The organism is Bradyrhizobium sp. WSM2254, assembly GCF_000472645.1.
Taxonomy (GTDB): domain Bacteria; phylum Pseudomonadota; class Alphaproteobacteria; order Rhizobiales; family Xanthobacteraceae; genus Bradyrhizobium; species Bradyrhizobium niftali.
On record NZ_AXAB01000038.1, the window covers coordinates 52,359 to 67,300 of the forward strand.

Annotated in this window: 13 protein-coding genes; 8 read left to right on the plus strand and 5 right to left on the minus strand. The window is 64.4% G+C overall.

Going from position 1 to position 14,942, the window contains the following annotated elements:
• Positions 1-273: 273 nt before the first annotated feature.
• From uvrA to A3M7_RS0126490, 3 genes are all read right to left on the minus strand, one after another.
• Positions 274-3,249 carry an excinuclease ABC subunit UvrA gene (uvrA, locus tag A3M7_RS0126480; protein ID WP_027546635.1) on the minus strand — a complete coding sequence of 992 codons (2,976 nt, stop codon included), beginning with the start codon at positions 3,247-3,249 and terminating at the stop codon, positions 274-276.
• Positions 3,250-3,528: 279 nt separating this feature from the next.
• Positions 3,529-4,218 carry an outer membrane protein gene (locus A3M7_RS0126485; RefSeq protein ID WP_027546636.1) on the minus strand — a complete coding sequence of 230 codons (690 nt, stop codon included), beginning with the start codon at positions 4,216-4,218 and terminating at the stop codon, positions 3,529-3,531.
• 221 nt (positions 4,219-4,439) lie between these two features.
• Positions 4,440-5,207: an outer membrane protein gene (locus A3M7_RS0126490; RefSeq protein ID WP_027546637.1), complete on the minus strand. Its 768-nt coding sequence runs from the start codon at positions 5,205-5,207 to the stop codon at positions 4,440-4,442.
• Positions 5,208-5,680: 473 nt separating this feature from the next.
• On the opposite strand from A3M7_RS0126490, the gene A3M7_RS0126495 reads away from it, so the two are divergent.
• The 3 genes from A3M7_RS0126495 to gyrA all read left to right on the plus strand — a co-directional run bounded on the left by A3M7_RS0126495 (position 5,681) and on the right by gyrA (position 9,677).
• Positions 5,681-6,175, plus strand: coding sequence for a single-stranded DNA-binding protein (locus A3M7_RS0126495; protein ID WP_011087466.1), 495 nt, complete (start codon positions 5,681-5,683; stop codon positions 6,173-6,175).
• Between the two features lie 201 nt (positions 6,176-6,376).
• A complete protein-coding gene (locus A3M7_RS0126500) occupies positions 6,377-6,775 on the plus strand; it encodes a DUF2306 domain-containing protein (RefSeq protein WP_027546638.1) in 399 nt (132 codons plus the stop codon).
• Between the two features lie 169 nt (positions 6,776-6,944).
• Positions 6,945-9,677: a DNA gyrase subunit A gene (gyrA, locus tag A3M7_RS0126505; protein WP_027546639.1), complete on the plus strand. Its 2,733-nt coding sequence runs from the start codon at positions 6,945-6,947 to the stop codon at positions 9,675-9,677.
• A gap of 169 nt (positions 9,678-9,846) precedes the next feature.
• Here gyrA and A3M7_RS0126510 read toward each other — a convergent pair whose 3' ends face one another.
• Complete coding sequence (locus tag A3M7_RS0126510; protein ID WP_027546640.1) at positions 9,847-11,700, minus strand: potassium transporter Kup; 1,854 nt, start codon at positions 11,698-11,700, stop codon at positions 9,847-9,849.
• Positions 11,701-11,930: 230 nt separating this feature from the next.
• Entirely contained in the window at positions 11,931-12,188 is a 258-nt protein-coding gene (locus A3M7_RS0126515; protein ID WP_027546641.1) for a hypothetical protein, read from the minus strand.
• Positions 12,189-12,467: 279 nt separating this feature from the next.
• Here A3M7_RS0126515 and coaD point away from each other — a divergent pair, with 279 nt between their 5' ends.
• The 5 genes from coaD (at position 12,468) to A3M7_RS0126540 (ending at position 14,942) form a co-directional block, all read left to right on the plus strand.
• Positions 12,468-12,965, plus strand: coding sequence for a pantetheine-phosphate adenylyltransferase (gene coaD / locus A3M7_RS0126520; RefSeq protein ID WP_027546642.1), 498 nt, complete (start codon positions 12,468-12,470; stop codon positions 12,963-12,965).
• A 37-nt stretch (positions 12,966-13,002) separates the two neighbouring features.
• The gene (locus tag A3M7_RS0126525; protein ID WP_027546643.1) at positions 13,003-13,578 is read left to right on the plus strand and encodes a peptidylprolyl isomerase; all 576 of its coding nucleotides are present in this window, start codon (positions 13,003-13,005) and stop codon (positions 13,576-13,578) included.
• A gap of 12 nt (positions 13,579-13,590) precedes the next feature.
• Positions 13,591-14,001, plus strand: a complete 411-nt coding sequence (locus tag A3M7_RS0126530) for a hypothetical protein (protein ID WP_027546644.1) — start codon at positions 13,591-13,593, stop codon at positions 13,999-14,001.
• The gene (locus tag A3M7_RS0126535; protein ID WP_027546645.1) at positions 13,998-14,459 is read left to right on the plus strand and encodes a peptidylprolyl isomerase; all 462 of its coding nucleotides are present in this window, start codon (positions 13,998-14,000) and stop codon (positions 14,457-14,459) included. Before A3M7_RS0126530 ends, A3M7_RS0126535 begins: the two co-directional genes overlap by 4 nt.
• A 144-nt stretch (positions 14,460-14,603) precedes the next feature.
• Positions 14,604-14,942 carry a DUF2185 domain-containing protein gene (locus tag A3M7_RS0126540; protein ID WP_027546646.1) on the plus strand — a complete coding sequence of 113 codons (339 nt, stop codon included), beginning with the start codon at positions 14,604-14,606 and terminating at the stop codon, positions 14,940-14,942.

Consider the following 14,942-nt stretch of genomic DNA (forward strand, 5'->3'; position numbering starts at 1 on the left):
ACCCGCGCAGCCTCGCGCCGAACCAAAGGCGCGTCGCACTCAGTCGGGATCCGAACGCACTTCGAACTCGGTGCAGACCACTCGCGCTGCGACCACAAGCTCAGCCGCCAAATTGACCGCGGAGCCGCTACCGAAGCCAAAGCCAAAGCCGCACGTTGTTCGTCCAGCTGCGGTCACCGTTGCGCCGCGTCAATCGCTTCCAAGGGATTGAAGCAGGGCTGCCTTTATCCCGATCGTGCGCCGGTCCGCCACCGCGAGAGGCGGTTGCCAGACCTACTCCGCCGCCTCGCTCGTCCTCCCGCGCTTCGGCTTCCTTGCCTTCTTCAGCACCGGCTCCAGGAACTTGCCCGTGTAGCTCCGCGGCGCCTTCGCGATGTCTTCCGGCGGGCCCCAGGCGACGATTTCGCCGCCGCCGTCGCCGCCTTCGGGGCCGAGGTCGATGACCCAGTCCGCGGTCTTGATGACTTCGAGATTGTGCTCGATGACGACGACCGTGTTGCCCTGCGCGACCAGCTCGTGCAGCACTTCCAGCAGCTTCTTGACGTCGTGGAAGTGTAGGCCGGTGGTGGGCTCGTCCAGGATGTAGAGCGTGCGGCCGGTGGCGCGCTTGGACAGCTCCTTGGCGAGCTTGACGCGCTGGGCTTCGCCGCCCGAGAGCGTGGTGGCCTGCTGGCCGACATGGATGTAGTCGAGGCCGACGCGGTGCAGGGTCTGGAACGTCTCGCGCACGCGCGGCACCGCCTTGAAGAAGTCGGCGGCTTCCTCGACGGTCATGTCGAGCACGTCGGCGATAGACTTGCCCTTGAACAGGACTTCGAGCGTCTCGCGGTTGTAGCGCTTGCCCTTGCAGACGTCGCAGGTGACGTAGACGTCGGGCAGGAAGTGCATCTCGATCTTGATGACGCCGTCGCCCTGGCAGGCCTCGCAGCGGCCGCCCTTGACGTTGAAGGAGAAGCGGCCGGGCTCGTAGCCGCGCGCCTTCGCCTCCGGCAGGCCGGCAAACCATTCGCGGATCGGCGTGAAGGCACCGGTGTAGGTCGCGGGGTTCGAGCGCGGGGTACGGCCGATCGGCGACTGGTCGATGTCGATGATCTTGTCGATGTGCTCGAGGCCCTCGATGCGGTCGTGCGGCGCGGCGCCCTCGCTGGCATTGTTCAGCTTGCGGGCGATGGCGCGGTAGAGCGTGTCGATCAGCAGCGTCGACTTGCCGCCGCCTGACACGCCGGTGACGCAGGTGAACAGGCCGAGCGGAATCTCGGCGGTGACGTTCTTGAGGTTATTGCCGCGCGCGTTGACCACCTTGATGGTGCGGCGATGGTTCGGCGGACGCCGCTCCGGCACCTCGACCTCGAGCTCGCCGGTCAGGTACTTTCCGGTCAGCGATTTCGGATTGCGCATGATCTCGGCAGGCGTGCCTTCGGCGACGATGTGGCCGCCATGCATGCCGGCGCCGGGGCCGATGTCGAGCACGTAGTCGGCGAGGCGAATGGCGTCCTCGTCATGCTCGACCACGACCACGGTGTTGCCGAGGTCGCGCAGGCGCTTGAGGGTGTCGAGCAGGCGCGCGTTGTCGCGCTGGTGCAGGCCGATCGAGGGCTCGTCCAGCACGTAGAGCACGCCGGTCAGCCCCGAGCCGATCTGCGAGGCCAGGCGGATGCGCTGGCTCTCACCGCCCGACAGCGTGCCGGAGGAGCGGGAGAGGGTGAGGTAGTTGAGGCCGACGTCGAGCAGGAAGGTGAGGCGCTCGCGGATCTCCTTGAGGATGCGGCCGGCGATCTCGTTCTGCTGCTTGTTCAGCGCCTCCGGCACGGTCTCGAACCATTCGCCGGCCTTCTTGACCGACAGCTCGGAGATCTCGCCGATATGCTTGGTGCCGACCTTGACGCAGAGCGCCTCGGGCTTGAGCCGAAAGCCGTTGCAGGCGCCGCAGGGCACGTCGTGGAAATATTTCGCCAGCTCCTCGCGCGCCCACTCGCTCTCGGTCTCGCGGTAGCGGCGGTTGATGTTGGTGATGACCCCTTCGAACGGCTTCTTGGTGTCGTAGGAGCGCACCCCGTCCTCATAGGAGAACTTGATCTCGTCCTCGCCCGAGCCATGGAGGATCGCGTCTCTCGTCTTCTTGGGCAGATCCTTCCATTTGGTGGTCAGCGTGAACTTGTAGTGCTTGCCGAGCGCCGTCAGCGTCTGCACGTAATAGGGTGACGACGATTTGGCCCAGGGCGCGATCGCGCCCTTGCCGATGGCGAGCTCCTTGTCGGGGATGACGAGATCCTCGTCGACATGCTGCTCGACGCCAAGGCCGCCGCAGGCAGGACACGCGCCGTAGGGATTGTTGAACGAGAACAGGCGCGGCTCGATCTCGGGGATGGTGAAGCCGGACACCGGGCAGGCGAACTTTTCCGAGAACAGCATGCGCTCGGGCCCGCTCTTGTCGTGGATCTTTGCGGTCTTCTTCTTTTCCTCGGCCGGCGCCGCCGCGGGCGCATCGGCGAATTCGACGACGGCAAGGCCCTCGGCGAGCTTCAGCGCGGTCTCAAAGCTTTCGGCGAGACGCTGGCCGATGTCGGCGCGCACCACGATGCGGTCGACGACGACGTCGATGTCGTGCGGAAACTTCTTGTCCAGCGTCGGCGCTTCCGCGAGCTCGTGGAAGGTGCCGTCGATCTTGACGCGCTGAAAGCCCTTCTTGAGCCATTCGGCGAGCTCCTTGCGGTACTCGCCCTTGCGGCCACGCACGACGGGGGCGAGCAGGTACAGGCGCGTGCCCTCGGGCAGCGCCAGCACGCGGTCGACCATCTGCGAGACGGTCTGGCTCTCGATCGGCAGGCCGGTGGCCGGCGAATAGGGCACGCCGACGCGCGCCCACAAGAGGCGCATGTAGTCGTAGATCTCGGTGACGGTGCCGACGGTGGAGCGCGGATTCTTCGAGGTCGTCTTCTGCTCGATCGAGATCGCCGGCGAGAGGCCGTCGATCTGGTCCACGTCGGGCTTCTGCATCATCTCCAGGAACTGGCGTGCATAGGCCGACAGCGATTCGACGTAGCGGCGCTGGCCCTCGGCATAGATGGTGTCGAAGGCGAGCGAGGATTTTCCGGAGCCGGAGAGGCCGGTGAACACCACGAGCTTGTCGCGGGGAATCTCGACGTCGATGTTCTTGAGGTTGTGCTCGCGCGCGCCACGGATCGTAATTGCGCGCAGGCTGGAGCCCGCGTTCTGTTGTTGGCGCTTCGCCTTGATCACTTCATCCATCCCGGTGGTCCCTAGGGAATCCCAAAGACGCGCAACCGCGCCAAGGGTGAAGGCGCGCTTTGCCCGGAACCGGGATCGGCGCCGATGGGGTTGTCAGCGAACGTAGGAAGAACAGCGACGGATTTCCAGTGCGAGTTGCGAATCGTCAACGGATTGTTGGCGTGCTGGCGGCATCTGGCAGCAGCAGGGTGTGCGGAACTGCGCTGAACGTTACCCGCTAAAACAAAAAGGCCGGCGCGAGGCCGGCCTTTCGTGACGATGTGACGTCGGTGGCGAAGCTTAGTACTTCGCGACCACCGGGCCTCCGAAGTGATAGTTCACGCCGACCTGCACGGTGTGGAAGTTGAGCGTGCCGGTGGGGAGGGCGCCCGAGAAGTAGGTCTCGCCGCCGAGGCTGCGATAGAGGTACTCGCCCTTGACCGACCACTGCGGCGCGAAGAACGCTTCGACGCCCGCACCGACGGTCCAGCCGGAGTGCCACTTGCTGTCCGACGCGGTCACGCCGAGAGCGGAGAGGCTGATCTTGTTGTCGATCCAGGCGTAGCCGCCGGTGCCGTAGAACAGGACGTTGTCGACGGCGTAGCCGATGCGGCCGCGCACGGTGCCCATCGCATCGGTCTTCGAGGTCGCGGTTGCGGTCACAACGCCGAAGCCGGGGACGACAGAGGCGCCGGTCGCCGTAGCGCTGACGTCAGCCCAGGCGCCATCGGCCTCGACACCGAACACGACGTTGCCGGTCTGCCAGTTGTAGCCGGCGGTGCCGCCGACGAAGCCACCCTTCATCTTCGGGTCGCCCGAAGCGTTTTCCCAGGCGCCGCCGCCAACGATACCGATGTAGAACCCGGTCCAGTTGTAGACCGAGGCCACAGCCACCGGAGCCTTCGTGTACGGGCGAGCCGCAAGATCGGCAGCCGACGCGGGGGCGGCAAGAGCGAACAAACAGGCCGAAGCCAACAAAACCTTCTTCATTTTCAACCTAATCCCAGTCCCAGTTTCTGTTGTGCCTTCCACGATGGGGAAGGGCATCGGACGCTGCGGTCCAACTGATGTCGTGCTTACACCAACAAAGCTGCAAGTTGTGTCTCTCAAAAGCCACAACAGTCGCAAAACGTAACGGTCATTGACCTGCCGTCGCACAAAAAAAGCCGGCACTGGGCCGGCCTTCAATCTTCAGTGATATCAACGAGATATCAGTACTTCGCGATGATCGGGCCACCCCAGCGATAGTTCACGCGGATCAAGCCGATATCGACGTCCTGGCTGATGCGATCAGAGCGTGTGAAGGCACCGAGCGGGGCGATCGCGAAATTGCCGGAGCCGGAGAAGTTGAGGCTGCGGTTGCCCATGAAGATATGGTCGTACTCGAACCCGACGGTCCAGTTCGGCGCGAATCCGACCTCGACACCCGCACCCACGGTACCGCCCCAACGCGTCTCGTTGGCGCGGTCAACTTCGAGGCCGGTCGCAAGGTCGTAGCTGCGGTAGCGATCGCTGACGACGGCGCCGCCGCCTTTCACGTAGACCAGCACGTTGTTCCAGGCATAGCCGATCTGACCGGTGATCAGGCCGAAGGCGTTGATCTGTGAACGATCGCGAAGGCCGGTCACGGCGCTGATGTTGTCGCCGGAGAAGTCGGCCCAGTTGCCCTGGCCTTCAACGCCGAACACCCAGTTCGCCGACTGCCAGCGATAGCCGATCTGGCCACCGACTGTGCCACCGATCGCGTTGTGGCAGCCTTCGCCGGCGAAAATGCCGCCGCCCAAATCGACGTCCCAGCACTTGTGGGCCGAACCGCCACCACCGTTGATGCCGATGTAGAAGCCGCTCCAGTCGTAGATGGCGGCGACCATCGGCGGGGGAGCCTTGGTATAGGGGCGTGCAGCGAGATCCGCCGCGCTTGCGGGAGCCGCCAGGCTCAACGCCATTGCACCGATTGCACCAATCAAAATCTTATTCATTGCAGTCTCCCCAGTTTCGATCCGCTTCTTGAAATTCCCCGAAGCGGCCAATCAGGCGCGACGCCCATATGAACTTAAATCCAAGGCAAACGTAGCTTAAGCGGGAGGCAGAGTCCGTCGCCGAAATGCAACAGTCGCAAGGCAACTGCAACGTGTGTAACTTGATGAATGTTAAGTGCTTTTGGACGTTTACGGGAACCCGGAAAAGTTCCATCCAGCGCAAACTATGGTTCCATCCAGCGCAAACTATTTGGGCAGCACGCAGGTACCGTCCGGCCCAAACATTTCGCACGCGCACGAGCAGGAACAAATCTGGAACAGACCGGTGGCCGATGCTATATATGGGGATAACCTGAGGGCTGATGGGCTGATCGGTCCGCGCAAGCGTATAGGGTCGCCTCAACAGGTTGCAGAGGACCGCGGGGCGCGGTCGGGCCTTATGAATTCAGCGGCATTCGGAGTGGAGAGCGGCGATGGCGGGAAGCGTCAACAAAGTCATTCTGGTTGGAAATCTCGGCAAGGATCCTGAAATCCGCCGCACCCAGGACGGGCGGCCGATCGCGAATTTGAGCATCGCGACCTCGGAGACCTGGCGCGACAAGAACAGCGGCGAGCGCAAGGAAAAGACCGAGTGGCATCGCGTCGTGATCTTCAATGAAGGCCTCTGCAAGGTCGCCGAGCAGTACCTGAAGAAGGGCGCTAAGGTTTATATCGAGGGCGCGCTCCAGACGCGCAAATGGACCGACCAGAGCGGCGTTGAGAAGTACTCCACCGAAGTCGTGCTCCAGGGCTTCAACTCGACGCTCACGATGCTCGACGGCCGTGGCGGCGGAGGAGGCGGCAGCTTCGGCGAGGAGCCGGGCGGCGATTTCGGCTCCTCCGGTCCCGTCAGCAGTGCGCCGCGCCGCGCCGTTGCTGCCGGTGGCGGTGGCCGCAACAGCGACATGGACGACGACATCCCGTTCTGAGGGTGGGCGGGCGCTTCGCCCCGAATGTCGTCTTGCTCGCGTAAAGCGACAGGATTTCTTATCAATCGGCTCGTAAAGCTCGGTTTTTCCGGGCTTGCCTCATGTGCTGCTTCAAGCCTTTGACCGGGCAGCATGTGAATGGTATTAACTTGATGTTAATCCCATTCACATGGACCGCCTGTCGATCGGAGGAAGCCCCGCATGAGCCTCGCGCCGCTGCTTCAGGCTGCTCCAGCGATCCCGCTGCATGCCTTTGCCGCGATGGCCGCCCTGGTGCTCGGCCTCGTCCAGTTCGCGGCTCCCAAAGGCACGGTGCCGCACCGGACGATCGGCTGGATCTGGGTGGTGCTGATGGCGGTCGTGGCCGCCTCCTCGTTCTGGATCCACCAGATCCGCCTGGTCGGACCGTTCAGCCCGATCCATGTCCTGTCGATCTTCACGCTGGTGGTGCTGCCGCTCGCGGTATGGCGGGCGCACACCCATCGCGTGGCCGATCACCGGCGCATGATGATCTTCATCTTCGCCGGCGCGCTGGTGGTGGCGGGCCTGTTCACGTTGCTGCCGGGGCGCATCATGCACCACGTGATTTTCGGGGCGTAACGGGCGGTTTCGGGCGGCTCGTCCGGGCCCCGCCCAGGGCGGTGCCGGAGAGGGCGTAAGTCTCTGGAAAAACAGTCGGAAAAAGCGCTTCCCTTTACCCCCGCAAGGGTGGTTATCAGGGGCTCGATGCGCTATATGATTCCCAGATAAAACCTCACCGGATTTCCCCTTGGCTGACGACGACGACAAGCCCGGCGACCAGCCGGCGCAACCCTCGGATATTCGCCCCGTCTCCATCTTCGAGGAGATGAAGAAGTCCTATCTCGACTACGCCATGAGCGTGATCGTGGCGCGGGCGCTGCCCGATGCGCGCGACGGTCTGAAGCCGGTGCATCGCCGCATCCTGTACTCGATGAACGAGCAGGGGCACACACCCGACAAGAAGTACGTCAAGTCCGCCCGCGTGGTCGGCGACGTCATCGGTAAGTATCATCCGCACGGCGACCAGTCGATCTACGACGCCATGGTCCGCATGGCGCAGGACTTCTCGATGCGCGTGCCGTTGATCGACGGCCAGGGCAATTTCGGCTCGGTCGACGGCGATCCCCCGGCCGCCTATCGATACACCGAAGCGCGCCTGACGAAGGCGGCGCTGGCTCTGCTGGCCGACATCGACAAGGACACCGTCGACTTCCAGCCGAACTACGACAACAACGAGACCGAACCATCGGTCTTGCCGGCCAAGTTCCCGAACCTTCTCGTCAACGGCGCGGGCGGCATCGCGGTCGGCATGGCGACCAACATCCCGCCGCACAATCTCGGCGAGGTCATCGACGCCTGCGTCGCGCTGATCGACAACCCTGCGCTCACCATCGACGAGCTCATCAACATCGTGCCGGGACCGGATTTCCCGACCGGCGGCGTCATTCTCGGACGCGCGGGCATCCGCGCCGCCTACCACCTCGGCCGCGGCTCGATCGTCATGCGCGGCAAGGTCGCGATCGAGACCATCCGCAAGGAGCGCGAGGCGCTCATCATCACCGAGATCCCCTACCAGGTGAACAAGGCGACGATGGTCGAGCGCATCGCCGAGCTGGTCAAGGAAAAGAAGATCGAGGGCATCGGCGACCTGCGCGATGAATCCGACCGCGACGGGTACCGCGTCGTCATCGAATTGAAACGCGACGCCGTGGCGGATGTGGTGCTGAATCAGCTCTACAGATTTACGCCGCTGCAGACGAGCTTCGGCGTCAACATGGTGGCGCTCGACAGCGGCCGTCCGCGGATCATGCATCTGAAGGACCTGCTGGCCATCTTCGTCGACTTCCGTGAGCGGGTCGTCACGCGACGCACCAAGTTCCTGCTCGCCAAGGCGCGCGATCGCGCCCATATCCTGGTTGGTCTCGCGATCGCGGTCGCCAATATCGACGAGATGATCCGCGTCATCCGGACCTCGCCCGATCCGACCACCGCCCGCGACACCCTGATGTCGCGCGACTGGCCGGCCCGGGACGTCGAGGACATGCTGACGCTGATCGACGATCCGCGTCACCGCATCAGCGCCGACGGCACGATCCGGCTGTCGATGGAACAGGCGAGGGCCATTCTCGACCTGCGCCTGCAACGCCTCACGGCACTCGGCCGTGACGAAATCCGCGACGAGCTCGACAAGCTCGCCGGCGAGATCGCCGATTATCTCGACATCCTGCGCTCGCGCGAGCGCGTGCTGGGCATCATCAAGACCGAGCTCGCCGAGGTGAAGGCCGAGTTCGCCACCCCGCGCCGGACCGTGATCATCGAGCAGGAAGGCGAGGTCGAGGACGAGGACCTGATCCAGCGCGAGGACATGGTCGTCACCGTCTCGCACGCCGGCTATGTCAAGCGGGTGCCGCTGTCGGCCTACCGGGCGCAGCGCCGCGGCGGCAAGGGCCGCGCCGGCATGCAGACCCGCGACGAGGATTTCGTCAGCCGGCTGTTCGTGGCCTCGACACACACGCCGGTGCTGTTCTTCTCGTCACGCGGCCAGGTCTACAAGGAAAAGGTCTGGCGCCTGCCGATGGCGGCACCGAACGCGCGCGGCAAGGCGCTGATCAACATCCTGCCGCTGGAGCAGGGCGAGCGCATCACCACCATCATGCCGCTGCCCGAGGACGAATCGACCTGGGGCAACCTCGACGTGATGTTCGCGACGACGGGCGGCAACGTCCGGCGCAACAAGCTGTCCGACTTCGTCGACGTCCGCCGCTCCGGCATCATCGCGATGAAGCTCGACGAGAACGAGTCGATCGTCGACGTGCAGATCTGCACCGAGCGCGACGACGTGCTGCTGACCGGCGCCGGCGGCCAGTGCATCCGCTTCCCCGTCACCGACGTGCGCGTGTTCACCGGGCGTACCTCGATGGGCGTGCGCGGCATTGCGCTTGGCGAGGGCGACAAGGTGATTTCGCTGGCGATCCTGCGCCATGTCGAGACCTCCTCGGACGAACGCTCGGCCTACCTGAAGATGCGCCGTGCGGTGGCCGGCGAAGCCACGGCCGAGGAGCCGGCGGTGGACGCCGAGGCCGAGGAGACCTCCGGCAGCTTCCAGCTCGCCCAGGAGCGTTATGTCGAGATGTCGGCGGCCGAGCAGGTCGTGCTCACCGTCTCCGTCAACGGCTATGGCAAGCGGACCTCGTCCTACGAGTACCGCACCACGGGCCGCGGCGGCAAAGGCATCGTCGCCATGAGCGTCAACAACCGCAACGGCAACCTGGTTGCGTCCTTCCCCGTGGAGGACGCTGATCAAATCATGCTGGTCACCGACAAGGGCCAGCTGATCCGCTGCCCGGTCGAAGGCATCCGCATCGCCGGCCGCTCGACGCAGGGCGTGATCGTGTTCGACACGGCCGAGGACGAGCATGTCGTCTCGGTCGAGCACATTACGGAAGAGGCTGAGAGCGGGAATGGGGCGAACGGGGAGTAACGCGTAGCCCGGATGGAGCAGGAGGTCGGTGTGAAGCGCCGACCGACGGCACAATCCGGGACCAGGTTTGTACCCGTAGCCCGGATGGAGCGCAGTGAAATCCGGGACCTCTGTGCGCCTGGCAAGAATCCCGGATTACGCTTGCGCTCCATCCGGGCTACGAACTTCCCTAGATCTCCAGCTCCGTGCCGAACTCCACCACCTGCTTGGTCGGCACGCCGAAGAACGCGGCCGAGCGTTCGGCGTTGCGTTGCAGGAAGGCGAACACGGTTTCGCGCCAGACCCACATGCCCGGGACGTCCTCGCGCGGGATGATGGTCTCGCGGCCGACGTAATAGGTGATGTCGGAGAGGTCGATGCCGGGCAGCTTGCCCTGGCGGCAGGCGAGCGTCAGCCCGTCATAGATCGTCGGGTTCTGCATGAAGCCGTAATGCAGGACCACCCGGGTGATGCCCGGGATGATCTCGATCACCTCGGTGCGGTCCTCGTCGGTGATATGCGGCGATTCCTCGATCAGGACGGTGACGAGGACGATACGTTCATGCAGCACGTGGTTGTGATTGACGAACTGGGTCAGCGCCAGCGGCACGCCCCTCGCTGCGGATGCCAGGAACACCGCCGTGCCGGGCAGCCTGGCGCTGCACTTGTTGACCGCGGTCTCGATCAAATCCTCCTCGGGCTGGCGAAGTTTTCCGCGCGCGGCCTCGACCAGCTTCACGCCGGCGCGCCAGGTCAGCATCAGGAACGCGACGAGGGCCGCGAGCAGCAGCGGAAACCAGCCACCCTCGAACAGCTTGATCGAATTGGCCGAGAAGAAGATCACGTCGATCACGAAGAAGAAGCCGTTCACGGCAACCACGAGCCACGGCGAATAGCCCCACTGGATCGCGACCAGGGCTGCGAGCAGCGTGGTGATCGCCATCAACAGTGACACCGCGATGCCGTAGGCGCCGGCCAGCGCATCGGAGGTGCCGAAGGAGAGCACGGCGCCGAGCGTTCCGGCCGCGAGCAGCCAGTTCACCAGCGGCACGTAGATCTGGCCGATCGCGTGGCTGGTGGTGTGGCGGATCTGCATCCGCGGCAGGAAGCCGAGCTGGATCGACTGCTGCGTTAGCGAGAACACGCCGGAGATGATGGCCTGCGACGCGATCACGGTCGCGACCGCGGAGAAGGCGACCAGCGGGTAATGCAACGCGTCTGGGCAGAGCTGGAAGAACGGGTTCTCGATCATGGAGGGATCGGTGATCAGGAGCGCGGCCTGGCCGAAGTAGTTCAGCACCAACGCGGGCAGGCAGATGGCGAACCAGGCCAGCCGGATCGGGAAACGGCCGAAATGTCCCATGTCGGCGTACATGGCCTCGCCGCCGGTCACGGCGAGGAAGGCGGCGCCCAGGATGCCGAAGGAGACATGGAAATCCTGGTGGATCAGGAAGTCGAAGGCATAGAGCGGGCTCAGCGCCGCCAGCACCGCCGGCGCCTTGACGATGCCGTGGATGCCGAGCGCGGCGAGCACGCCGAACCAGGCCAGCATCACCGGTCCGAAGATGCGGCCGATGAAGCCGGTGCCCTGCTTCTGCATCATGAACAGGCCGATCAGGATGACGACGGTGACGGGCACGACGGCAGGAGCAAGCGAGGGCGCGTCGACCTTGAGGCCTTCGATGGCTGATAGCACCGAGATCGCCGGCGTGATCGCGCCGTCGCCATAGAGCAGGGCGGCGCCGACGAGGCCGACCACCAGAAGATGCGCGCGCCAAGTGCCGGGTTGGGCGTTGCGGGCGTGGAGCAGGGCCAGCAGGGCGACGATGCCGCCCTCGCCGCGGTTGTCCGCGCGCAGGATCAAAAGCGCATATTTCAGCGAGATGATCAGCAGCAGCGCCCAGAGGATGAGCGATGCAATCCCCAGGACAGCATCGGGAGCGAGGGTAGCCCCACGGGCAGCCGCCTTGGCGGCTTCCTTCAGGGCATAGAGAGGGCTGGTGCCGATATCGCCATAGACCACCCCGAGGGCGCCCATGGTCATGGCAAGCGGCAGTGGATCAGGATGATGGCCGGAAGCGACTGCGGGCGTACTGGACAATGGCGACCCCCTGATGGGATCGCGCCCGGCGGGCCATTCCGACGGGCGCGAGCATCACGCAGTCTGCGACGAGACGTCGCAAATATCCATGGGGTTTATCTTGTCGTCGATCTTGGGCTCGATCTTGAGCTCCGATCCTGGAGGCTTACCTGACGCGAAACTGACAGACCGGACTACGGGGTGCGGTCGGCCGTCACGAGGCGAACCACGCGAACGTCAGCCTTGGTGCCGGCACGGCGGAGGCAGGACGCTTCGAAATTCGGCCAGGACTGCTGCGAGCAATCGCGGCCGATGGAGCGGATATCGAGCCGATCGGCCTTGGCGAGCGGCTGCGGCACGCTGGCCTCGACGGTCGGGGCAAAGCCGGGCAGGAGGGTGAGGGCGGCGGCAACACACGCAGAGATCGCGATCGCTGAAAGAGCCTTGATCATTGATAGTCCCCTGTGATGCGGCCGCTACGCCCAGTATGCGGCCCGTCATTTGTTGGCCGGATTAGTAACCATGGCCAGTTTCCGGACGTCTTCGCGGACGCGGGAAATGGTTTCGTTCGCGCTCCGTTTTGTTTCGTGGCCGCTCCGAGGACGAAACAAAGCGGCCGTCGCCGACGCGGCAGGCGGGACATTTTTCGGGAAACGGCCGGGAACGGCAGGGAAACGGACATGGAACCAGCCCGGCTTGCCGGGCCGGGCCGGGCGCGGTAGGACGGGGCCATGCCGCGCATTGCCTTCTACCCAGGTTCCTTCGACCCCATCACCAACGGCCATCTGGACGTGGTCCGGAACAGTGTCTCCCTGTGCGATCGGCTGGTGGTCGCGATCGGCGTCCATCCCGGCAAGAAGCCGCTGTTCTCAACCGAGGAGCGGCTCAAGATGCTCCATGACGTCTGCGGGCCGGTCGCGGCCCAAGTCGGCTGCACGCTCGAGGCCGTGACCTATGACGATCTCGCGGTCACCGCGGCGCGCAGGCACGGCGCGACTGTCATGATTCGGGGGCTGCGCGATGGCACCGACCTCGACTACGAGATGCAGCTCGCCGGGATGAACGGCGCTATGGCGCCCGACGTGCAAACCGTCTTTCTGCCGGCTTCTCCGGCGGTCCGCCCAATTACCGGCACACTGGTGCGCCAGATCGCCGCCATGGGCGGAGATATTTCGACCTTCGTGCCGCCGCTGGTCGCAAGTCTGCTCAAGGCCAAATTCGCCGGATAACGGCGCACCTCTTCATCTCACCTGATCCGGAGTTTTCATGATCCGTCGTCTCGCAATTCTTGCCACGATCTTTGCCGCGCTCTTCAGCGGCGTCCCGGCGGTGGCGCAGCAACTACCGGCGAACCTCGACAAGGCCAACGCGCTCGTCATCGACACCACCAAGGGCCGCATCGTCATCAAGCTCAGGACCGACCTTGCGCCCCAGCACGCCGAGCGCCTCAAGCAGCTCGCGCGCGAGGGCTATTACAACAACGTGCCGTTCCATCGCGTGATGGATGGCTTCATGGCGCAGACCGGCGACGGCCAGAACTTCAACGGCACCGGCGGCTCGAAATACCCGAACCTGAAGCAGGAATTCTCCAAGGTGCACTTCGCACGCGGCATCGTCGGCATGGCCCGGCGCGGCGACAGCGTCGACACCGCCAACTCGCAGTTCTTCATCATGTTCGCCGACGGCGGCAGCCTCGACAACCAGTACACCGTGGTCGGCGAGGTCGTGCAGGGCATGGACGTCGTCGACAAGCTAAAGAAGGCGCCGCCCGGATCAAGCAGCGGCACCGTCACCGATCCCGACAAGATGGTGAAGGTGCAGGTCGCCTCCGACATCAAATAAGAGGACGGGGCGATGGCGCGCTGCGGCAACAGGCTTCTGCTGGCTGCCGCGGTGCTGTTTCTCGGCATCTCCGGCGCGGCCGCCGAGGACGCGCAGGTCAACACCATCCAGGACATCTTCCGGCATCTGCGCACCTGCTGGAAGCCGCCGCCGCCCGCCAAGGCTCGCCCTATCGACATCACCGTCGTCGTGAGCTTTAACCGGACCGGAAACATTCTGGGCCATCCGAGGATTACCTATGAATCCGCGGAGGCCTCCGACAATGACCGGCTGCAATACCGGATCGCGGTGATGGAGGCGTTGCAACGCTGCACGCCGATGCCATTTACCGATGCAATGGCCGGCGCCGCCGCAGGGCGTCCATTCGCGATCCAGTTCCGCAACCGCAAGACTTCACCTCCAACGCAAGAGAGACCAGCATGAGTGTCACCGAAAACACATTGATCCTCGAGACCACGCAGGGCCCCGTCACCATCGAGATGCGGCCCGACCTCGCGCCCGGCCATGTCGCGCGCATCAAGGAGCTGGTCCGCGAAGGCTTCTACGACGGCATCGTGTTCCACCGCGTGATCGAGGGCTTCATGGCACAGACCGGCTGCCCGCACGGCACCGGTACCGGCGGCTCCGGCAAGAAGCTGAAGGCCGAGTTCAACAAGGAGCCGCATGTGCGCGGCACCACCTCGATGGCGCGCGCCGCGAGCCCGGATTCCGGCGACAGCCAGTTCTTCATCTGCTTCGACGACGCCCGCTTCCTCGACAACCAGTACACGGTGTGGGGCAAGGTCACCGAGGGCATGGAGAACGTCGACAAGATCAAGCGCGGCGAGCCGGTGCAGAATCCGGACAAGATCGTCAAGGCGCGGATGGCTGCGGACACCTGATCGGGTCTTTGTACCTCAACGTAGACCAGAGTCTCGACCTCAGCCACAAGGCGGGAACGAGCGAAATTCCTGGCTCGACGCCGAGTGCGAACTTGGCGTCAGCCATGCGAGTCGATGGCGACTGGTTTACGGAGGTCCTGCTCGATGCCAAAGCGCTTTGCGATCGATGCTCAGGACATAAGACCGCTGGCCCCGGGAAAGGGGGCGTGTCTTGCCTCCGATCGAATTACCGTCGCCGGTAAGCGTGTCGGCTTCATGTACCGGGAGCCGGCCGACAATGCGTCCGACAGCGGTTGGCGCTTCTTTTCAGGTGAGGAGAGCCAGGACTTCGCCGACGATCCGAATAATTTCGAGATCTACGATGTGAACACGATCGCCAACTACGATCCCGACATCATCCCGTTTCTGGATGAGCCCGCGTTCTCGGCCTTCGAACGCGGGGCGGAATCATCGACGTTCGTCCGCACGGACTTTCCCGGTTGA

Bases quoted from the DNA above. Each gene is read 5' to 3' on its own strand.
- A3M7_RS0126535 (WP_027546645.1), top strand. From the start codon at position 13,998: ATGAGTGTCACCGAAAACACATTGATCCTCGAGACCACGCAGGGCCCC.
- A3M7_RS0126515 (WP_027546641.1), bottom strand. From the start codon at position 12,188: ATGATCAAGGCTCTTTCAGCGATCGCGATCTCTGCGTGTGTTGCCGCC.
- A3M7_RS0126495 (WP_011087466.1), top strand. From the start codon at position 5,681: ATGGCGGGAAGCGTCAACAAAGTCATTCTGGTTGGAAATCTCGGCAAG.
- A3M7_RS0126500 (WP_027546638.1), top strand. From the start codon at position 6,377: ATGAGCCTCGCGCCGCTGCTTCAGGCTGCTCCAGCGATCCCGCTGCAT.
- A3M7_RS0126530 (WP_027546644.1), top strand. From the start codon at position 13,591: ATGGCGCGCTGCGGCAACAGGCTTCTGCTGGCTGCCGCGGTGCTGTTT.
- A3M7_RS0126540 (WP_027546646.1), top strand. From the start codon at position 14,604: ATGCCAAAGCGCTTTGCGATCGATGCTCAGGACATAAGACCGCTGGCC.
- A3M7_RS0126485 (WP_027546636.1), bottom strand. From the start codon at position 4,218: ATGAAGAAGGTTTTGTTGGCTTCGGCCTGTTTGTTCGCTCTTGCCGCC.
- A3M7_RS0126510 (WP_027546640.1), bottom strand. From the start codon at position 11,700: ATGACCATGGGCGCCCTCGGGGTGGTCTATGGCGATATCGGCACCAGC.
- A3M7_RS0126490 (WP_027546637.1), bottom strand. From the start codon at position 5,207: ATGAATAAGATTTTGATTGGTGCAATCGGTGCAATGGCGTTGAGCCTG.
- coaD (WP_027546642.1), top strand. From the start codon at position 12,468: ATGCCGCGCATTGCCTTCTACCCAGGTTCCTTCGACCCCATCACCAAC.
- uvrA (WP_027546635.1), bottom strand. From the start codon at position 3,249: ATGGATGAAGTGATCAAGGCGAAGCGCCAACAACAGAACGCGGGCTCC.
- A3M7_RS0126525 (WP_027546643.1), top strand. From the start codon at position 13,003: ATGATCCGTCGTCTCGCAATTCTTGCCACGATCTTTGCCGCGCTCTTC.